Origin of the sequence: Paenibacillus shunpengii (assembly GCF_042684905.1) — a bacterium.
GTDB classification, from domain to species: Bacteria; Bacillota; Bacilli; order Paenibacillales; family Paenibacillaceae; genus Paenibacillus; species Paenibacillus shunpengii.
Genome location: NZ_JBHUMJ010000002.1, coordinates 296,259 through 318,685, shown reverse-complemented (window position 1 = coordinate 318,685; position 22,427 = coordinate 296,259). Strand labels below are relative to the sequence as shown.

The following is a 22,427-nucleotide window of genomic DNA, read 5'->3' as shown; positions in this document are numbered from 1 at the left end:
CTCCCTATTTTTGATGTAAAAATCATTTATATAATTGATGCTTTTTAATATAGTCATAGCATGGATCAGGGACTAAATAGCGGGGTTCGCCTCCCATTCTCAACTCATCCCTGATATAGCTTGAGCTGATCTCCATGGCCAGACCCTTATCAATCAAGTGAAACGTGTATCCATCATCCGAGTTCCTTAGAATCGGCGATTTGCTGATTGCAGACAACATATTAATTCCGTCCCGTGCCATAACGATAAATTTGTTCTCGCGAATAAGCTCCTCTGCCCGGCTCCATTTGCCCTCTCCGATATCCACAAGCAGATCGGCACCCATGATAAAGTAGATTTCATCATCCGGGAACTTCTCTCTGTAATGTCTAAGGGTGAGGTAGGTCGCGATTTCCCAGCCAAGCTGCTGCATTTCGTAAGGGTCTGCTTCAAACTTGGGATTGTTCTGAATCGCCATGTTAATCATGTTCATTCGATGCTCGTCGCTGACATTCATCGTTTTGTCCTGGCGCTTGCTTGAGCAAGGCAGGAAGATCACTTTATCCAGCTTGGCACGGTGAGCCACTGTACTGGCCGTCCATAAATGTACGTTCGTAATAGGATCGAAGGACGATCCGTAGATACCTATTTTCGCCACCGACGCTCCCTCCTTACTCTTTCATGGCTGCGGCCACTCTCTGCCTCACTTCATCAATCCGCTTCATTTTATTGTCCCAGCACGCTTTACTCAGATTAACCGGGTATTCTGCCGGATTCAGTGTCCGCTTATATTCATCCCATAATAGACTAAGATTACGGTTAAGAAAATCTCGACTTTCTTGGAGTGTCGGAAGCTTATACACCAATTCTCCGTCTGCAAAAATCGTATGATAAAGCGCTCTGGCTTCAAACTCAGTAACGAATTTACCTATATACGTATGCACTGGATGGAACATATGGAGACGTTCCTCCTTGGACGGCTCCTCATGATCGAGTGCAATATAGTCGCCTTCCGACTTGCCATTCGTTTTATTGATAATGCGGTACACCTTTTTCCGGCCAGGGGTCGATATTTTTTCCGGATTAGAGCTAATCTTGATCGTATCAGCCATCTGTCCATTCTCATCCTCAATCGCAATCAGCTTATATACCGCGCCAAGCGCAGGCTGATCGTAGGCCGTGATAAGCTTGGTTCCTACACCCCAGACATCAATCCGTGCACCTTGCGACTTCAGATTCATGATCGTTTGTTCATCCAGATCGTTGGATGCGTAAATCTGAGCTTCGGTATATCCCGCTTCATCCAGCATCCTGCGAGCTTCCTTGGACAGATAAGCCAGGTCCCCGCTGTCTAAACGAATTCCCTTGAAGTTAATCCGGTCACCCAGTTCCTTCGCAACCTGAATCGCCGTAGGAACACCTGACCTCAGTGTGTCATAAGTATCAACCAAAAATACACAGTCCTGATGAGTCTCTCCATATTTTCGGAAGGCGATATATTCATCTCGATACGCTTGAACCATGGAATGGGCATGTGTTCCTGCGACAGGTATGCCGAACAGCTTCCCTGCTCTCACATTGGAGGTGGCATCGAATCCTGCAAGATAAGCGGCCCGGGTTCCCCATATGGCTGCATCCATCTCCTGTGCTCTTCGTGTCCCGAATTCAACACATGAATCGGTGCCAGCGGTCTGCTTGATGCGAGATGCCTTCGTTGCAATCAGGGTTTGGAAGTTAACAATGTTCAGAATCGCCGTCTCCACGAGCTGTGCTTCTGCCAGTGGTGCCTCAATGCGCATTAACGGTTCATTTGCAAATACGAGCTCCCCTTCCTGCATCGAATATACCGTACCCGTGAATCTTAGCCCATGCAAATATTGAAGATATGCCTCTTCGTAACCTTCCTCACGCAGATACGCAAGATCGCTCTCTGTAAAGGAAAAACCCTTCAAATAACGTATTACCCGTTCTAAGCCGGCAAAAACAGCATATCCGTTCTGAAAAGGAAGCTTGCGAAAATATACCTCAAAGACGGCTTTGCGCTCATGCATGTTATCCCGCCAATAAGCCTCTGCCATATTAATCTGATATTTATCCGTATGCAGTGCCATACTGTCATCCTGATGCTGTAACTGTGTAAGCTCGATTTTGTTCATCGTATAATTCCTCCATTTCTATAGATCGCTGCGCCGAGAGTTCCTGCAAAATGTCCGATGGCCCAGCGATGCCCCTCTGTGTTGAAGCTGGCTACTGCATCCTCATGAACAACGATTTGATAACCTTTATTGTAAGCATCTACTGCGGTATGCAGAACGCATATATCGGTACAGACGCCTACAAGGTGCAGCTCCTCTACTCTGCGTTCCCGGAGTCTCAGTTCCAGATCTGTTCCTTGAAATGCACTATATCTTGTCTTGTCGATCCAAAATACATTCTCGCTCTTCTTATTATGCTGATAGATGTTCTCGAGTTCACCATAGAGCATACGACCGCTTGTGCCCTTGATGTTGTGTGGTGGATAGAGCTTTGTTTCAGGATGATAAGGGTCACTAGCTTGATGCACATCTACTGTAAAAAAGACAAGCTCTCCTTGCTGAATGAATTCTTCGGTTAGATCTGCAATTCTGCGTTCAATTCGCTGTCCGGGTTCACCACAGGTCAGTGCACCATCACTAGCTACAAAATCTTGCGTATAGTCAATATGAATTAACGCTTTCTTATTGTTCATCATTAACCAATAACAGCTCCTTTAATTTAATCTAACTATTACATAATTGTTAATTAATAAGACACAAGAGAATGATGCTTGTGTGGATTCATTTCATATTTTGTTATCTCGAATTTATTCTGACAGCACTTCATCATCGTTATTGCAAAGTGCTGTCAGACAAAGGATTACAGCTTCGCATGATAGATCGACTTATTCAAGGACACATCAACAAATCGGTATAGCTGTGTCGGCCTTTTTGACGTTCTCGTCGTCTTCTGCCCCGTTACTTCCTGAATAAAAGGCAGTGTTTTGATCTTTCTTGCGAAGGCAGCCTCTAACGTTATCGCTGAATCATCTGTAACAGTAAGCAGAACGGCCTGGAGCTCAGAGTACGTGAATTCTGCCGGTAAGAATTGTTTGGCAATGGTTGTTTCGAGCAGCTTCTGCTTAATGACCTGAATAGCGTCCTTGATAATGACTGCATGGTCAAACGCCAGATCAAGCTCAAGCACCTCGCTGACCGAGAACAGCTGCACATCCGCTGCATCGTCGTTGGCTTCTCTTGCGGATAGCTCATGCTCTGGAACAATCGCAAAATGGGCATTCGTGATAATCCAGCCTCTCGGATCACGCCCCGGCTTATCATATACTCCAAAGTGCTCCAAATGAATATTCTGTACCCCTGTTTCCTCGTGAAGCTCGCGCTCCGCGCTCTGGAATGCTGTTTCCTTCGGATCTACAAACCCGCCAGGAAGCGCCCATTTACCCGCCTCGATATTTGGCTTACCTTCACTATTTACCATGCTTCTCTGGATCAGCATAATTCTCAAATCCATCACGGGAGGCCTGAATTCTTCATTTCGAACGGGAACAATCGTGAACACAGCAATGTCTGAGGTATAACCATCCGGTGTTCTATACTTTTTGATATCGTAGTGTTCCATTGCTTCTGTGTTAGACATTGCCATGATCTCCTCAAGTAACTTATTAACAATTATCAATTTGTTAATTATATTATATGCAAGACAGCATTCTTTGTCAACCAAATATTTGAAATAAATAAATCCCCCGGCTAGGATCACAACAGCCGGGGGATTTACTAATACAACTTTATTGTCACTGAGAAACAACTTATGGATTCATGATATTTGCTAAGTTGAACATCATTTTTGCACTTTCGGCACGAGTACCGACGCCAAATGGTCTGAACTCATCTGCCGAGAATCCGTTAACCACGCCTAACTTATGAGCGACCTTAATTGCTTGTACTGCCCAATGAGGAGAATCCGCCAGATCCGTATATTCAGCATCGCCTGCTTCTGGCTTCTCACCTGTTTTGAAGGTATATGCACGAACGATCATAGCAGCCATCTCCTGACGAGTGATCCTCTGTGCAGGAGCAAATGAACCATCTGTGTAGCCCTGTACGATTCCTGCATCCGCTGCCAACCCTACCTCATTTGCAAACCACTGTTCTGAGGAGACATCTGTAAAATCTGCTTGCGCTTCTCCTTCAAGATCTAGCAGTCTTGCCAGCATGGCGGCAAATTCCGCTCTCGTAACGGTACGATTCGGCTCGAAGCGTTCCGTGGTCGTGCCTTCAACAATCTGCCTTGCCGCAAGCTGTTTCACAGCCGATTCTGCCCAATGGCCCACAGACAAGTCAGTAAACGATTTATTATATTCCATCGCTGCGTAGAAGCTAAAATGATTCAGCTCTGCTGTAACCCAGCCATTCCGAACCGTTCCGCTCATATAGGTTACAGAGCCATCACTTTCGCCGTAGTATATTCCAGTTAAAGCGGGATTAGCTCCTTCCGGAATAGGAAGTGAAATAACGATAGGTTCTTCAAATTCATTGAGTGTTATTACTTTACCGTTACTTGGCTCTAGAGACAGCGTGAGGTCATATACTCCTCCCATTTGAAGATTTGCTCCGTACCGGTCTTCTGCCTGACTTAGCCAGGAGGAGACTTCCGCCTCATCAGCAGCCTTGGCTCTCAGTACAATCGTGCTGTCTGCCAGCTGCTCATCTGATGCCAGATCAGCAAATTTCCGCAATACCTCCGATGGAATTACAAGCCTAATATTATTGGCCTGAACCGTGATGGTCTTTCCTTCGGCAAGTTCGGCTGCCTTGCCCGGCATCACAAGCTCGGTGAATGAATTACTGCCCATTGAGAATTGAATCTGTTCCTCTGAGCCAAGTGCATTCAGGTCTTCCTCTGAAACAATCAGCTGACCCGGTGTATTACTTGCTTCTTCTTCACCATTGCCATTATTGCTTCCGTTATCTTCGTTGCTTCCATTGCCGCTCTCGCTGTTATCCTCATCAGGGCCTGTAGTGTCGGAAGACGGTTCTACACGTAAAGCTTGAGACGCAGACTCTTCTCCGTATACCGCTGTAATCACAGTCTCGCCCTTGCGATGTGTACGGATCAGACCATTCGTATCAATTGAAGCCACATTATCGTTGCTGCTGCTGAATCTCACGCCTTCGGTGATCTCCGATACAGTAGCATCACTGTAATAACCATTGACGAGTGCCTTTGCTGTGTCATTCACTTCAAGCTTCGATGGAATGCCTGTGAGCTCAATTCGTTCTAATTGAACTGCGGGCTGTTCCTCGTCAAGAACCGTAAGGGTGAATGCATTGCTAAACTCCCCATATACAGCTGAAATAACGGCTACTCCTTCACGGAGTGCAGTAATAGTGCCTTCGGAATCGATGGCTGCCACCGTTTCCTCGCTGCTCGTATATTGCACGCCTTCAGTCAGAGGATGCAAGCTGTTATCCGTATACACAGCCTGCGTCACTGTCGCCGAAGCTTCGCCAACTTGGAGCTGTTCCGGTCCGGAGATTTGGATGTAGGCAAGCTCAGGCTCCAGATGCTCTTCTATGACCTGCAGATCATAATCATCAGTCAGCCCGGCATACTTAGCCGTAATCTTGACCGTGCCTTCGGTAAGTGCTGTTACCACTCCGAGCTCGTCCACCTCCGCAATGGCTGGATCCGCGCTTTGGTACTGAATGCCTTCCGTTATCGGCATGCGCTCACCCGAAGCGTAGACAGCTTCCACTACCGTCGTATCTGTTTCTCCCGGCTTCAGCCATGGTTTCCCTTTAAGCTCGATAGCCACCGGCGCTTCCGCATCGGTAATATGAAGTTTAATATCTCCGAATCGGTTTGGCGAGGACTTGCTTGTGGCACGAATCACAACATCCCCGCTCTTTATTGCTTTTACTACGCCGCTTTCGGAGACCTCGACTAATCCTTCCAAACCTTCTTCCGACTGTTCTTCAGATGGTTTTGTTACGGACCATTCCATATCTTCAGGCAGCATGCCGCTGACACTGAGCTGTAATTCTTCGCCTACTTGAATTTCGCTTGTTGGAGCTACTACGGTATACGTAGGATTCTCAAGTACGGCTACATCCACTAATTCGCCATCAACCGTTTTGGTCGTTACCGTCAGCGTATCTCCATCCACTTCGACGGAGGAGTACATTTGTATATCCTCATCTTCGACAACATCTTGGAAATACCGTTCGGTTCGCTCATAAAACTTCGGACCGGTGGAACCCGGAATGATATACGTCGTGCCCTCACGCTCACCTACAATCTCATGGTTATAGAGCGGATAAGTACGCAAGTAAATATGATCATGGCCATTCATGACCAGGTCTACATTATATTCGTCAAACACCGGAGTCCATGCGGTACGCACATTCTCTGTATCGTAAATGCTCGCATACGGCCCGCGGTGGAAGAAGACCAGCTTCCATTGCTTATCCGTATTCTCCAGATCGGTCTCAAGCCATGCCTTCTGCTCTTCAATATCGTATTCACTGTTCAGAACAGAGATATGCATATTTTTATAGTCGAAGGAGTAGTTCGTTCCTTTCTGATTCTCGGTACCATTCTGCGGATGGTTGAAATGTGCCAGGAAATACCCGTTCTCCTTCGTCCCTGTCACTTCATGGTTACCTACCAACGTAACTGCGGTCAGATTCATCAGCTCTTCCTGGACTTCAGAGAACCACCAATTCCATTCCTGCTCCTTGAAGCCATTATCGACCATATCCCCTACATGAACCATAAATTCGGCATCCGGGTGCTCCGCAATTGCGGCATCCATCGTGCGGCCCCACAGCTCAAAGCCTGCAAGATTAGCAGCCTGGGAATCCCCGAACACAAGGAACTTTGAATAATCGCCTGTCTCCGGTGCTGTTGTAAAGGAGCCTTGCTCGCTGTAATGCTCTGTACCATCGCCTACACGATATACGTAAGCCGTTCCCGGCTTAAGCACGTCCGCGTTTGCTTTGTGAACACGAATGGTCCCAGTGTCCGGTGTATTAAACAGATGGCTGTCACCGCTTAAGCGGATAACATCCGGCTGATCAAAGCCTGCAAAGCCTTCCTCTTCCACAATTTCTACAACGGTCCCGATTGCATTCGGATGTGTGTGCCAGTTAAAGCTGCGCGAGGTGACCGGGTCCTCGCCCATGCCGACCGTAATATTGTAAGGCGTTTCTGTACCTGCAAGCACAGAAGTCGTAAATTCCGAAACCAGGCTGTGCTGCTGATCTTTAATCGCCTGCACATCATAGCTCTTTATTACTTCCGTAAGCTGACCTGTACGAAGCTGACCTGATGCATCCGTAACCAGCGTCCCGTCGCCAATCTCAGCTCCATCTGCAAACAGCTTAGCGCCTTCTACCGGTTGGCCATTCTCATCGGTCACTGTAAAAGTGGTAACATAATTTTGCGCTATATTTTCGTCCCACTGGAGCAGAAGCTCATGCTTGATCTCGGACTTCAGGGATGCACCTCGATAAGATTTCGGTTCATTCGAACCTACCATATCAAGCTCCGATGAACGGAAAGCAATAGCATTCGATCCGGAAGCTGTGCCATTCACTGTATACGAAATTTGAGCGATGATATCTTCATCCGTAAGAGACGCCGACTCCAAACCGCTGAACTGCATACGAGTGACGCCTGTCTCAGCGTCAACGGACCCCGTAAACTGTGATTCCGTCAGCTTATCTCCTTTTATTACAGAGATGTCTTTAACGAAGGCTGTATTGAATCCCAGCTCTAGGTGACCGCCGGTAAGCATATCCATCTGGTCGGCCGAAATATCAACCATGTAAGTATGTCCCGCATATACCTGCTCTGGCGTAGTATAACGGAACTTTGGAGTTCCTGTATCTACAGTGAAGCTCCATTCCTTGATCGTCTGATTGCCGGACAGATCGCGGACCGCAAGCTTCACCGTATGATATCCGTCCTCCAGCGGAAGCCCAGGCGTGTAGCTGATACGACCTTCCGGCGGATACAGCGTATGCGCTACTTGTTCCCCGTCGATATACATCCGGATTTTGGCAGGATCAATAAGGGTCGTTCCCGGATGAACCTCAGCATTCCAGCCGGCGTCAGCCGCATGCGCGTGAATGACCGGTGTGCCTGTCGTTACTGCTGTATCTTCAGAAGGCGTCACATCCGTAATGACTGGAGGCTCGTGATCCTCGTCAAGCGGCCCATAGACGGCCCGGATTTGGTCGATATAGATCGCACCTGCCGTCTTTTTGTTATTGTTGGTCTCCATGTAGCGAACCGGCAAGTCCATGGTGAGAGGTGTTGCTTTCCCTGCCGGTATATTGGCCTCAACATACTTCCAGCCTGTCCAATCCACACCAGGATCGGCACCTGTAAAATCGATCGCAAAGGCTGCATTGTTGCCGTCACGTACTTGTGCCCGCAGCCAGTGCTTTTGCCCGTCGCCGTATACCCACATTCCAATCTTCTGCGGATACCCGGGAATTTGGATATTCTCTGCACTGCTGTTCGAGGATACATAGGCTCCCGATGTACCTATCTTACCGATAAAATCATAGGAGAGCTTAATCGAACCGTCCCCCGAACGGACATAATCCGGATCGGTATTCAAGTCAACCTTGACCGTATTGTATGCCGCACCACTGGATTTATAGTTCTCAATACTCTCGAACTCTTCCAGCACAACCGGGGGTACCCCTACATTAACCTCCATTGAGGTCTCGATGCCTTTGTAGCTGACAAAAATAGTACCTGATTGGCCGCCCTCATTCGTCGAATGAAACACGCCATTATCATCAATTGTGCCAATATCACCTTCTACCCGCCATTCAAATACATCATTGCTCGATTGAATGACTTGACCATCCCGCAATGCCTTCACCGTCAGGGTCTCATTAACGCCGGTATTATAGGTCTTAATATCATCCGGGAACTCAAGCTCCGTAATTTGATCCACAACCTCAACTTCAGCCGTGCCTTCAAGACCTCCTGCAGATGCTGCAACTTGACCGGTCGCGGCATTTTGTCCGGCGGTGAGTACCCCATCCTCCGAAATAGTTCCCAAGTCAGGAGATACCGACCAAGTCACAGCACCTTCATATTCAGCAGGATGACCTGTCTGATCAATCGCTGCTGCTTGATATTGATAAGAAGAGCCTGTCAGGATACGCTCTTCGCTTGGTGATACAGCAAGCCTTGATGCAGCCCCCTCCTGCGCAGTGTTCACAAGCAGCAGGCCGTTGCCCGTTGCACGCTCACCGCCGTCAGAACCCCGGTTCAGCATCTGCACATCCGATGTGCCCGGCATCCGGGCTACGAATGTGGAAGAACCGCCTCCGTCCAGATTCATGGCGTCCACAACGCCGATATCGGCCATAATTTTGGCAAGCTCCTCTGTTGTCACACCTTCGCTGAAGCCCGGTGCACGTCCGTCAATCTCAAACAGCACGATGGAGCCGTCAGCCTTTGTCCCAATGGCCGTACGCGGGTGTACACCCTCTGGACCCACGCCGGTTTGTACTACACCGTCTTCCACCAGAGGTCCCTGACCGCTGATTACCATGCTTGCGTCCTGCCATTCACCATCCAGCTGGAAGCTGGCCGTCAGTTCATCCCCTGCTGCCAGGGAGCTGACAACCGGCAGCTTCGTTCCGGATGCAGACAAGACAACGGTGCCTTCGGCAAGTGGTGCGTCACCTTGATTCGCCCGAACCTCCAGCACCTTCAGCTTCATTGTTTCTCCGCTCTTCACATCACCTTCCAGCACTTGCAGCACAACCTCGGTGCCGGATGCGTTTGTCTTCGTAGATGCATAAAAGTCCGGCGTATATAACGTCAGATGATTGTTCTCTCTGTAACGATTTATGCTCGTCAGATTGGTCTGAGTGCCGTCAATGGTCACCGACATCGTCAGCTTGGGCTTACCATAAACCGACGTCCCGTCTTCCATAAGCCCAAAAGCAAAAGAACTGGAACCGCTGTTCAAGATGCGGCCCTGATCAACAAATAGGCCATTCGGTACACCTGTTCCGTAGCCTGACAGGTCATAGAAGTCACCGTTAATGCCCGCGATTACGCGGTTTCCTGGAGCATCTGTATGCTCCGCCATTTCCGACACGCCTTCCATGCCATATACGTATCCGCCTTTTGTGCCTGCACGCAGGTCCAAATGAGGTGAATCCGGATTAAACTCGACGAAATGCATTTTTTCGAGCCCACGCTCGATCTCCATGTCATACCAAGTATAATCTGCGCCTGGAGCGAGCTCTGTTTTTCTTACATCCAAAACACGGCCAAATGCCGTATCCGGTGCTTCTGACATGGCCGCATAAACGCTGCCCAGCGGCTGCAGCATGAAGAGTAATGCCAGCAGAAAGGCAAGGAAAGCTTGTCCTGATCTGCGATACCAACGAATCATCATTTCTTTATCCTCTCCCGGGTGTTGTATATTATTTTTACGCTCTACCAAATTGTAGTAATGAATTGTTAACTTAACTAAAGGGTTTTGTAACCAAAGCCCCTTAGAAATATAAAAGGTATTCAGAAAGTCGCCTTAGACGACAATCAGAATACCTAGTCTGCTAAACAGATAACGAATGATTCTCGGCAATCAGTGAGCTCTCGTTGACATTCTTAGAATTGGGCAGGCCCCGGGTCGTTCTATCATAGAACCAATAGATCCCGACCAAGAGCACAATAATCCCGCTTATCATAATCACTTGTGCTGGACTGATGAATTGGCCCAGAATTCCTCCTGCCAATGACCCAAGCGGCATGGCTACTCCACTTAAACTATAAGAGGCAGAGAACACACGACCCAGCAGATGCTGCGGGATTCCTTTTTGAAGATACGTATTGATTAGAATATTCGTTATGCCCCCAGGAAACCAGGCCAGCCCATAGACAGCGATCGCCAACCCTAGATTCGTAGTGAACATGGACAGCGACCACAGCACTCCACTGACTACAAATGCGGCAGCATAAATTTTGCCCATGCCGTATTGTTCAAGCTTTAGATAAGGAGCAAGAAGAGCACCGAGCATACTGCCGACAGCCTGCGCCATAAGCAGGAATCCATAAACCTCAGCTCCACCATGCATCCTGCCGAACTCCGGCAGTACAACGAACGTAGCTCCGCCGACACAATTGATTACGATCACGCCCATCAGCAGACGAGAAACGGATTTACTTAACAATATTCTGACACCTTCAACAAGCTCAACTTTGTAATTACTGAAGAACGTGCGCAGATGGAAAGTGTCTTCAGATTCCTTCTTAGGAATCTTCGGCAGGCGAATCATGGAGAAGATAATAGTTCCCATGACGAACATGACAGAATCCAGCAAGTAGATGGATACTGCACCGAAAGCGACAATGATAACACCAGAAACGGCGTTACATGCTGTATCAATACCTTGATTGGCAAAGGTGAATAAAGAGTTGGCTTTGGATAAGTCTTTGGATTCAACAAATTTGGGTAGTGCGGATACTTGTGCAGGATATACGAACATATTCAGGGAGGATAGAATTGGGAAGATCATCAAGACAAGACCTACGGTCAGAAAGCCCATATAATCCGCTAAGGGAATGAGCAGCAGGATCACCGCCTGTGAGAGCTGTGTCACTATTAATAATCTGCGAATCGATATTCGATCAATGATCGGACCGGAGATGAATTGGATAAACCTTGGAAATATGGATAGAAAGCCCGCGAGCCCTGTATATAAAGTAGATCCTCCGAGCTCCGATACAAGCCACATGGCTGCCACAGCGTACAGAGAGTCACCGATGTTCGTGATGACCCTTCCCAGAAACATAAACCAGAAGTTCCTATTCGTCCACAGACTCATTCCTTTGTCTCCTTCTCCACAGGCTGATCATCCTGTGACTCAACAGATTTGATCATCACACCGATACTGAACTCTTCATATTCGCCATTCTCTTGTTTACCCGATGTTTTCTGAACCCATTGCTCAAGAAAGACCTTAAATTCCTCTGTCAGCTCTGCTTCCTGCTCTTTAGTCAACATGAGCCGAAGATTGATCGTCGTTGATTTTTTGGATGAATAGCCTGCACTGATTACGGGATCGAGGGCCTCTGGAGATGACGAATTAAACCATTTTGATCTGGATTGGTAGTACTTCTCTGTAACACCGCCGATCTTCTTCTCCTCCACGAGGTCGAGTAATCCCCCTTCGTACAGCTTCGTGATGTGATAATGCACGTTCCCGCCCGACTCACCCAACAGGTCTGCTACTTGCTTTGCCGTTCTGGGGGTCGTGGTCAATTGCCCTATAATCTTCACTCGGAGTGCATTGCCAAGCAGCTTAGACTGTTCTATAGAGACATTCAGCATATTGTTATCACTCATTAGGTCTACCTCCTATTTATAACGATCTAATTATTTAGATTATCAATCTGTAAAGTTAGATTATCAGAACAGGAAAAGTTTGTAAATAGGCATTTTAGAAAATATAGACTTATCCCCCATTAATCAGTTTATCCCCCTCTTTTATTATAAGAGAATTCAAACTATTATAGAGGTTAGGGCTTAATAGAATATAGAGAATCTATGCAAAAGTACTCGATTAGGAGGAATCAGGCAGTCATGTTAAAAACAGAGTACATTGATGTTCTCTCAGTGATCTCACATAAGCTGTATGATTCTGCTGCGAATGTGATGAATACAGCCAGTAAGCTCATACCCGCTAACACGTTTTGTATAGCGAACCTGGATCACCTATCTACGAAAGTGCTCAAATCTTTTAATCGAGACAAGCTTATTCTTGAAGAAGGGCTGGTCGTCGATAATGCAGAGTCGTATTGTGCTCTCGTTACCGAACATGCTCAGGGACCGCTCATCATTGATAATAATCTGACCCATCCTTTAACCAAGGATATGGATGCCACTCGATTCGTTGGGGGCTGCTCGTTCATCGGGGTGCCTATAAGGAATGAGAAGGGGGAATTTTATGGGTCCCTCTGTTCCTTTGATCCTGGATTCTACCGCTATCAGCAGCGAGATGTTGATCTTCTTCTCTCCCTGTCTTCCTTCTATACAGATCTTCTTGAGCTTGAGTCCACCCTTGACCGGTTACAGACCGCCGAGCAAGCTGCCGAGCAGGTTCTCGATAATAAAAAAAATCTGCTGGCCGTGCTTAGTCATGAAATCCGTACACCGATGAATGGGGTGCTGGGTATGGCCGACTTGCTCAAATCAACCGATTTGAATGAGGATCAAGCTCTATACGTCAATGTTATAGAAGAGAGCGGCAATCATCTGCTGAACATGATGGACCAGATATTGGAGTATTCCAAGATGGAAGCCGGCGCCATTTCAATTGAAAATCATCCTTTTCAATTAACTGAAGTCATTGAGCATGTTATACAGCTGTTCACTCCCGAAGCGCAGAAAAAGGGAATTCGATTATATGCTGAATACCATGTAAGTCAGGATTTAGTACTGCATGGAGACAGTCAGAAGACACGTCAAATCTTGATTAACCTGCTTGGAAACGCCATCAAGTTCACCGAGCAGGGTGAAGTCGGTATCTCTGTCCGATTTGAGGATGGGGCAGAGAATGCCTCGAATATTTGTTTTGAAGTAAGAGATACAGGGGTTGGTATCCCTGCGGATCGGATCGATCTTCTCTTCAAATCCTTCTCCCAAATTCATACCAACCAAGGTAAATTTGGAGGAGCAGGACTTGGGCTGTCCATTTGCAAGCACCTGGCTGAATTAATGGGCGGATCGGTGTGGCTTGAAGAAACGAGCGAGCGCGGAAGCCGGTTTATATTTAAATTTTGCAGCTGCGCAGCCTCATAAGTTATTCAATAAATAAGGAGCAGCCGTCTTAGCGAGCTGCTCCTTTGACATTCGTATGAGTTTATATACCGCCGGATCGGTTCAACCCTTGTTCTTTCTTTAGAATAGTTTCCTCATATTTTAATATTTACCTTAGCGGGAGAGCGCACCGACCACCGGATGTGGAACATACGGCTCTTCCAGTGCAGTAATCTCTTCAGGAGTCAATTTAATCGACAATGCGGCAGCCGCATTCTCAAGGTGAGATATTTTTGTTGCACCAATGATCGGTGCGGTGACAGGTTCTTTTTGCAGCAGCCAGGCAAGTGCTATTTGCGCACGAGGGACCCCGCGTTTCTCTGCGATCGCCGCAAGCTGATCCACAATCAAGCGATCTTTGTCCGCCATCGGATCATATTTGGACTTCGCCGTTTGATCCGTCTCGGAACGATGGGTTGTCTCCTCCCAATCTCGTGTCAATCTGCCACCGGCAAGCGGACTGTACGGGATCACGCCGATCTTCTCTTCCCGGCACAGCGGCAGCATCTCACGCTCCTCTTCCCGATAGATCAAGTTCAAATGATTCTGCATGGACACAAAACGAGTCCAGCCATTACGCTCTGCTACATTCAGCGCTTTCAAGAACTGCCATGCATACATCGCCGAAGCACCAATGTACCTTGCTTTGCCGGCCTTCACCACGTCATGCAGTGCCTCCATGGTTTCCTCGATTGGCGTTTCATAGTCCCAGCGGTGAATTTGGTACAGATCTACATAATCGGTCCCCAGCCTTTTTAAGCTTTTATCAATTTCACTCATAATGGCCTTACGAGAAAGACCTGCGCCATTGGGACCCTGGTGCATGCGAAAATGCACCTTTGTCGCCAAGACAATTTCGTCGCGATTGGCGTAATCCTTCAGCGCTCTGCCTACGATCTCCTCGCTTGTCCCATCCGAGTATACATTCGCTGTATCAAAGAAATTGATACCCAGCTCAAGCGCTTTTTTAATTACCGGACGGCTGTTCTCTTCATTAAGTACCCAGGGGTGAATCCAGCGGTCTGCTTCTCCAAAGCCCATGCAGCCAAGACAAAGCCGGGATACATCCAAACCGGTATTTCCAAGCTTTACGTATTCCATTTCCATTCTGTAAGCACCTCAGTTTCCATTAATGTCATCAGCTCGGCTGATCCCCGTTATTATCACACTTGGAGTTAACTCCAAGTCAATACCTATTTAGAAGATTAGCTCATTAATGAGGGTACTCTTTGAGGGTAATCTTATATAATCATGTGCTTATGCGCCTGTACCGAATCTTTTGCGATAACCGCATTTACGACACAGCTCCTCCACCGCTTCCCGCCGCGAGAAGCCATAGAACAGGTTATTTGCCCGCTCACCCTCCACAATCTCGGAGAACGGAGTGCTGTTTATATTTCCTAGATTAATAACACCCTCGCCGTCCAGACAGCACGGAATGACAGTGCCATCCACCAATACCCCGGCTTGTGTTCTAAGCCCATGACAGAAGCCTTTGCCATCATCCTCCTGAGCTGCTAAAGACGGCCATTCAAACTCATGATCCTGATTCAAGTAAATGTTCTTCGCGATCTTAACTCCGCTGCCGGGTGTCACCTTCTCCTCAATCTTGAAGTCCAGTTGAAATTCTCTCTCCAGCACTTCAAGCGTTTCCCGATTACGCTGCTTCTCCAGATTGGTCATGTTGTCCTGTGTCAAATTCCACAATCGGAAGGATACAATGATATCTTGTTTGACCGCTTCACGGACAAACGAAATAATACTCGTAAGATATCCTTCCCGATTCGTCGAACCCTCATGACCGTCAAAGCTGTGCAGCGAAAAATTCATCTGTCTTACTGCAGGCTTACCAAGAATCCGATGCTTCGCCTTCTCGATCAGCGTTCCGTTCGTCGTCATGTTCACTTTGAACCCCTTGGTATATGCAGCATCCAGCAGCTGATCCAGCTTCGGGTGCAGCAGCGGCTCGCCTTTGACATGCAAATAGATGTGGTTCGTATGCGGTTTGATCTGATCCAGAATATGGTCAAAAGTATCCAACTGCATAAATTTAGCCTGACGGCTGGTCTGCGGACAGAAGCTGCAGGCAAGATTACAGATGCTCGTAATTTCAACGTATACCTTCTTGAATGTCTTCAACTCGAACGTTCTCCATTCTTTGTAAGATCTGTTCTACCAGTTTACAACATTGCCTTGATCTCTGCTACAACAGCCTCGTGCTTATCATTGAATGCCTTCGTCGCCTCATTAAACTCATTCTTTATCTCGCTCAGTGATTGAGAGAAGGATGTGCTGTTCTTCGATCTCTTCTCAAACGGTGTCACTTCTTTCAAGATGTGGTTTTATAAACATTGATTCGTCTTTCTATTACTTAGGTTAAAATAAATAGCCTCGAGTCGAATGACAACCAGGTAACAATCGAATAAAATAATCTTAATAAAACAATATTCCTAATATATCCAAAGGAGCGATGCTCCACTTGAGTCCCTTTCTATCACTAACTATTCAAAATTTCATAGACTCTTGTCTGGAAAGCTACTATGCCAAGCACAAAGAGGCCGTGCTCGTGATCGGCACTGTCTATCGTAATGAAAGACGCGTATATGGAATCGGTGATTTAAGTCCCTATCCAACGTCTGAATATAGCAGACTGATCTACGAGATCGGCTCGATTACCAAGCTGTTCACGGTGTCTTTACTGGCCCAGCTGCATTATGACGGCTTCCTGACGATCGACGAATCACTTGGACAATATGTCCCCCTGCTCCCGCCCGACTCGCCGGTCACATTTAAGCATCTGGCGACCCACACCTCGGGTCTGCCGTCACGAAGCCTTTTACGGGAAACCAGAAATTTATTCGATACCAGGAACAGCCGTGATCCTTATTCTGCATTCAGCTTATCCGAAGCCGCGTTCTATTTGCGCAAAATTTCAGCTAAGGAGGCTGGGATTAAATATCAATATTCCAACGCAGGGATGGGACTGCTGGGACATGTTCTGGCCACAGAGCTTCAGACGACATATGAGCTGGCCGTACAGGATGGAATTACCATTCCCCTGCAAATGCAGGACACCGCAATCCACCTCTCCTCCGAAGCACGTGAGAGACTTGTACCCGGGTATACCGGCCGACGGAGAGCCGCTAAGCTTGTACTTCAGGATTTTCCTGGCACCGGTGCATTCCGCTCCAGCATCAGCGATCTGTTAACGTTTCTATCCGTACATATGGGCCTACACCCGGACAAGGAAATGACCAGCATCTATTCTATTACCCAGCAATTACACTTTCAAAAAAATGACACGTTTGGCGTTGGGCTCGGCTGGTTTCACCAGCTTAAAGATAACCTCATTTGGCATAATGGCGGTACTCATGGCTATATGAGCTTTATGGGCTTCCTTCCTGAACAGGAGATCGGGGTTGTCGTGCTGTCTAACAAGCGCACCTCCTCCTTCGCAATGAATCCAACCCACATCGGAATGGAGCTGCTAAGGAGGGTAAAATAATTAAGCGAGTGCCTCTCTGCAAAAATGGAGAGAGGACACGTCTGAAACAATGATGCAGTACACATTTTTCCAGTATACTCTAATCCGTTCCATGATGAAGAGGACAGCACGAATCGCGCTGTCCTCTCCTTTATTATAATGGATAGGTATTAATTTTGATTATAGACCAGAAGATCGAGCATCCGGTCAATTACAGCCGCACTTTCCGCTCTGGTTGCTGATCTGGATGGGTCAAAGCGACCTGTTCGATCACCGTATAATACACCGAGTCTGCTCAGTTCATCAACGGCTTCCTTGGCCCAGTCATCAATTCTCGTGTCGTCCAAATAGGTTATTGTACGATTAGAGCTAGTCGGTTCATAGGCTGCGAACTGCATTGCACGATAAGTCATTACGGCGATCTCTTCACGGGTAATACGCTGATTCGGCTTATAGCTGCCATCCGAGTAGCCGGTTATAAGCCCTGCACTCCCTGCTGCCTGTATGCTATGTGCATACCATGCACTGTTCGGTACATCACTGTAGACCACCGCTTCCGGTGTAGCAGTTAACCCGAGTACCCGAACCAGCATTGCCGCGTATTCTGCTCGAGTAATGGCTGTATTCGGGTCGAAGATGCCTTCCGCTGTACCGGTAACAATCATCCTGCCGGCCAGCTCCTCCACATTCGAACGTGCCCAGTGACCGTTCATATCTCCGAAGGTCACCGGATGCTCCAGCAGCAGATAGGTACTATTCGAACGGCTGAATATTTCTACTTCATTCCCATTCAATTGGAACGGCACAGGCTGCAGCCGATCTGCATTGACTTCGTCCTCTGCACGTACAGCTGCCATATGCTGTAATCTATCAAGCTCATAAGGGGTTAGGTTTATCGTTCTTTTTATATAGCGATCAAACTCGATCAATTCATAGACCTGCCCCTCTGCTGAGAATGCAGCTACCGAATAATTGACAGCCGCCAGTGGGGAATATCCCTTCAAGCTTGCCAGCTGGATTGCAGCCCGATCCTTCGTTAAGGCGAACTTCAGCTCAAACTCACCGGCTCCGGCACCAAGCTCAGCTCTGATCTGTGACAGATCGATCTCTTCCATCGGAAGCTCATAGCTTCCAAAAGACACGCCGATCTGAATCGTCAGCTTCGCTCTGTGCTGCAGCAACAAGTCCATGGCTTCCGGTAATAACGAGATTTGTGCAGAATCATAGTCCTTGTCATCCATATCAAGCTTTATACGCAGCACTCCATCCTGCACACTGGATAGTGTTGCTGCAATTTGCTCTCCGGTAACTTCACTTTCAGCAATGTTCATCTCACTATTCGTATTCATCACGCCTTCTACCGTTATCGTTCCTGTTTCTGTCTCAGGCGGATCGACGGGCTCAGGATTCCCAGCAGGCGGTTTCGTGCCAGTGCTAGGCGGAGTCACTGGATCCGTGTCTGGATTCGTACCCGGATTCGGATTTGGATTTGGATTCTCCGGCGCTTCTTCACTTCCTGCTCCCACAATATCAATCTGAGCCAAGACAGGATCATGATCAGACACTCTTCCGCTTGCTTCTGTAAAATCAGCATTCAAATGAACCACATCAGTCTGTGTGTACTCCGTTAAATTTTTGCTAACAAGTATATGATCAAGCACCTGTGAATTCCCATCATATGTGTAGGTGTATCGTTCTCCGGCAGGCAGGGTATCGATCAGATTATCCAGCTCATCTCCTCTTAGGATCTCTGCCGTCTCCGTGAACTGAAAATCATTCAAGTCCCCTAGCACAATGACGTTCGCTTCTTTATTTAATGCTTCATTCCCCTGTATGATGTTCTTTACAAAACCGTTCACGACCGCTGCAATTTCGTGCCGCTGTGTTTCACTAGTCAGAACCGGGGGCTGAACATTACCGAAAGGACCGTTGTCACCTGATTTAGAGTTGAAATGATTAGCAATCACGATGACCTTCTCCCCATGAAATTCAAACTGGGCCGCAAGCGGCTTCCGTGATTCCAGAAAAGCAGCATGCTGAGGCTCGATTCGGCCGGGATTTACACTAAGCTGATCCTGATTCGCATCATAAGTTACTGCCTCAGTGGAGCCTCCCTTTCGCTCTTCTATACTCTCCGCCAAGGTCACTCGCTCCGGATTATAGAGAAAGCCTACCCGAATATTTCCACCTGGAGCTCCACCGTCCTCATTGTTCACCGGAGCAATGTCGGTAAATGCATATTCCGGTCCACCATTTGCGATAATGGCGTCAATCAGTGCCCGATAGCTGTCGTCCGCTTCAACGATGCCGTTGTCTGTCTGACCGTTAGCATCCTGCACTTCTACCAGTCCAATAATATCTGGCTGCTTCATGTTCGAAGTGATGGATGCTGCAAGCTTCGTCATCTTGCTGCTGCCGACACCCGGATAGAAGTTCTCAATATTATAACTGGCTACGATCAGCTGCTCCGGATCAGGCTCAATATCCGTTATCTCTTGCTCATAAGTTGATGGCAGGAGCGCAGGTAATGCATCCTTCGCAGGAATCACCTTGAAGTTGCCTGCATTATATCCGATGACACCCGTTACATCTCCCGCAAACTGACTCCCCGTTCGGATATCTTGATTCGCAGCCATTGAAGCAATCAGAATCCGCTGCGGATTCAGGTTACCCTCCTGCTTCAGAACAAGACCGCCAGCCGGCGTAAGCACTTCCTCTTCTCCATTATCAATACGAGTTGGAATGTTCAAGATCTGGCTGCTTGTCCATGCTGGGCTGATAACCGCCGGGGACTCTAATCGAACTCTCATGCCTTCCAGCGATTCGTAGAAGTCAATTCCATCCTCTTCCGGATCAAAGACAGTGAACCCGTCATTATCAATCACCTCGGAAGGTATGATTCGGCCATTCTTGCCAAGTAGGATTGGAGCAGGCAGTTCCTCAGCCTCTCCCATTTTTATAATGGAGGTCGGTACAATTTGTGTCGTTGTTAGATTACTACTGCTTCCTTCGTTGTACTCTGCGACTGTACCGCTGATCTTTACCATATCCCCAGTAGCTGGCTTCAAGTCGAGATTAGTACTATAAATATAAATACTCTCCGAAGTATTCGGATCTTCATCCGGCTCCAAGTCCTGGATGTAGAACCCTTGATAGCTTCCATCACTGAATCGGTATCCTAATTGAGTGACAACGCCCTCAATATGACTTACCTGCTGATCAAGATAAGGAGAGCTATGCCCTGCTCCCTGGATATCATGAATGCGCGGCTGTTCGGTTGCTTCATAGGAGAAGGTATACACTTCACTGGTGTCACTGCCTGATACAGCCATAGCTTTAATTACCGTATTCACATTAATTGTAATTGGGTCTTCATAGAGCGTGCTTGATGTCGTCGGATCACTACCGTCCAGCGTGTAATACAGGTCCGCACCAGCTGTAGGTGAAGTCAGTACAACCTGCTGCCCCCTAACGATCTTGCCCGCTGCCGGACTGGCATTCACCGACAAGAGATCCTCAATCAAGGACTCCTCATTCAGTGGTATAAGCTGATAAACGTCTCTGTACTGCTCGATGACACCAACGATCTTATCAAAGGACTTGCCCGCTGCAATCCCTGGCAGATTCGAATAAATAGTAAATTCGCTTCCGCCCTGTTCAGCAATCCAGCTGCTGCCTGACTTCTCGCGTATATTCACGTTATCCATGTATACAAGCTTCGCCTCATGCTGCTCACCTGAATCTGCAGCGAGATCTGCCCCTGTCAGCTGAACTGGGGAAGGCACTCCTGCATTGTTCTCTATCAAAGTATAAGGGAGTCCGTCTGAAGTAGTTATCTCCTGCAGGTTGTTATAGATATCCATGACTCCGCTGACACGAACCCGATCTCCTGCTTGTGCAAAGCTGGGGAAGCCATACAAGACAATGGCAGCTGTTTCATCCTGCACGTACATCTTGCTGCCGCTCACATGAGTAACGATTCCGGATACCATGACCTGCTCACCTTGAGCGGCAAGTCTTGCTTCTGCTATGGTCATATGCGGAAGCAGATCATAAGTATAAATAGAAGTTTCACTACGTTCCAGTCCATCCTTCTCTGCGTAAGTATGGATCGTCACAGGTTCGTTAAGCACAATCGGTCCATTAACCAGCTCGTAACCGCTGCTGACTCCACCCAGACCGTATACATCTGCGTATACAGAAGCCCCTGCCGTTGCAGAGCTCAAGTGAATCTCCGTTCCCTGTGGATAAGCGCCCTGTTCAGGACTCACGGTCACCGCTGCGGTCTTCGTTTCAGGCTGTCCATAGGAGGAGTTTCGTGGATCCGGGGATACAGCAGCAAAGTCCATCGCATTGTTGTTCGTATCCAGCCCCCTGCTGCCGGGATCTGCTCCAGGTGCTGTCAGACGAACAGCTGCGGTTGAATTGCCCAAGCCTGGGGCAGCGGCACTTCCCTCATATTCATTGGCACTTCCATAACCGATGAGGTCTATGACTTGTTCACCATGAAACAAACCTGCCTTGCCATTCGTACCGCTCAGGTTGATGCTTCCTGTCTGATCAGGTGCTGGAAGAGCAGCTGTCCCGCCGCTTCCTTTGGCCTGCTGGATCAGATAATACGAGTTGGGAGGAATAGCTCCATTCAGCTCGGTCGTATTACTTGTCCCAAAAACGCCTGTTGCACTGGCATACTTTACGGTATACCCTGTAAGATCTACAGCTTCTTCAGTCGGATTATAGAGCTCAATGAAGTCATGTATGTAGGCTGCACCCGCGTTGCCTCCCCCTCCATAGACCTGACTGATGACGATCTGATCCCCCTCTGGGGATGCATACGCCGTACGGCTAGACATGGATGGAGTCCAAAGACCCGCTAAGATCGTTATAACGAGTACCAAGCTCCATCGTTGCAGCGGACAACTTGTCCGTTTGCTCATTGGCCATCTCTCCTATCTTGTTAAAATATGTAGTATATATGAATAGCTATGGATCAAGTGTCAGGGATCATTCTAAATGTAGAATGTGTGGAGAAATGTGGAGATATTGCGGAATCTTGTAAAATGGTAC

Annotated in this window: 12 protein-coding genes; 2 read left to right on the top strand and 10 right to left on the bottom strand. The window is 47.8% G+C overall.

What is annotated here, in order from left to right; translation table 11 throughout:
- Positions 1–22: 22 nt before the first annotated feature.
- From nadD to ACFSVM_RS01300, 7 genes are all read right to left on the bottom strand, one after another.
- A complete protein-coding gene (gene nadD, locus ACFSVM_RS01330) occupies positions 23–637 on the bottom strand; it encodes a nicotinate (nicotinamide) nucleotide adenylyltransferase (protein ID WP_379260004.1) in 615 nt (204 codons plus the stop codon).
- 13 nt (positions 638–650) lie between these two features.
- Complete coding sequence (locus ACFSVM_RS01325) at positions 651–2,135, bottom strand: nicotinate phosphoribosyltransferase (protein ID WP_379260003.1); 1,485 nt, start codon at positions 2,133–2,135, stop codon at positions 651–653.
- Positions 2,132–2,707 (bottom strand): cysteine hydrolase family protein, encoded by a 576-nt coding sequence (locus ACFSVM_RS01320; protein WP_379262831.1) that lies wholly within the window; start codon positions 2,705–2,707, stop codon positions 2,132–2,134. The genes ACFSVM_RS01325 and ACFSVM_RS01320 overlap by 4 nt, the downstream gene beginning before the upstream one ends.
- A 167-nt stretch (positions 2,708–2,874) precedes the next feature.
- Entirely contained in the window at positions 2,875–3,651 is a 777-nt protein-coding gene (locus ACFSVM_RS01315; protein WP_076312266.1) for an NUDIX hydrolase, read from the bottom strand.
- 169 nt (positions 3,652–3,820) lie between these two features.
- Entirely contained in the window at positions 3,821–10,453 is a 6,633-nt protein-coding gene (locus tag ACFSVM_RS01310; protein WP_379260001.1) for an S-layer homology domain-containing protein, read from the bottom strand.
- 160 nt (positions 10,454–10,613) lie between these two features.
- Positions 10,614–11,882 carry an MFS transporter gene (locus ACFSVM_RS01305; protein WP_090726692.1) on the bottom strand — a complete coding sequence of 423 codons (1,269 nt, stop codon included), beginning with the start codon at positions 11,880–11,882 and terminating at the stop codon, positions 10,614–10,616.
- Positions 11,879–12,403 carry an ArsR/SmtB family transcription factor gene (locus ACFSVM_RS01300; RefSeq protein ID WP_076312268.1) on the bottom strand — a complete coding sequence of 175 codons (525 nt, stop codon included), beginning with the start codon at positions 12,401–12,403 and terminating at the stop codon, positions 11,879–11,881. The genes ACFSVM_RS01305 and ACFSVM_RS01300 overlap by 4 nt, the downstream gene beginning before the upstream one ends.
- Before the next feature lie 237 nt (positions 12,404–12,640).
- Here ACFSVM_RS01300 and ACFSVM_RS01295 point away from each other — a divergent pair, with 237 nt between their 5' ends.
- A complete protein-coding gene (locus ACFSVM_RS01295) occupies positions 12,641–13,858 on the top strand; it encodes a GAF domain-containing sensor histidine kinase (protein WP_090726691.1) in 1,218 nt (405 codons plus the stop codon).
- 132 nt (positions 13,859–13,990) lie between these two features.
- On the opposite strand, the gene ACFSVM_RS01290 is transcribed toward ACFSVM_RS01295, so the two are convergent.
- Both ACFSVM_RS01290 and ACFSVM_RS01285 read right to left on the bottom strand, forming a co-directional pair.
- The gene (locus tag ACFSVM_RS01290; RefSeq protein ID WP_076312635.1) at positions 13,991–14,977 is read right to left on the bottom strand and encodes an aldo/keto reductase; all 987 of its coding nucleotides are present in this window, start codon (positions 14,975–14,977) and stop codon (positions 13,991–13,993) included.
- A 156-nt stretch (positions 14,978–15,133) separates the two neighbouring features.
- Positions 15,134–16,015 carry a radical SAM/SPASM domain-containing protein gene (locus ACFSVM_RS01285; RefSeq protein WP_076312270.1) on the bottom strand — a complete coding sequence of 294 codons (882 nt, stop codon included), beginning with the start codon at positions 16,013–16,015 and terminating at the stop codon, positions 15,134–15,136.
- A gap of 340 nt (positions 16,016–16,355) precedes the next feature.
- On the opposite strand from ACFSVM_RS01285, the gene ACFSVM_RS01280 reads away from it, so the two are divergent.
- Positions 16,356–17,381: a serine hydrolase domain-containing protein gene (locus ACFSVM_RS01280; protein WP_177178815.1), complete on the top strand. Its 1,026-nt coding sequence runs from the start codon at positions 16,356–16,358 to the stop codon at positions 17,379–17,381.
- Between the two features lie 149 nt (positions 17,382–17,530).
- On the opposite strand, the gene ACFSVM_RS01275 is transcribed toward ACFSVM_RS01280, so the two are convergent.
- On the bottom strand, positions 17,531–22,297 hold the full coding sequence (locus tag ACFSVM_RS01275) for an S-layer homology domain-containing protein (RefSeq protein ID WP_090726688.1): 4,767 nt from the start codon (positions 22,295–22,297) through the stop codon (positions 17,531–17,533).
- Between the last annotated feature and the right edge of the window lie 130 nt (positions 22,298–22,427).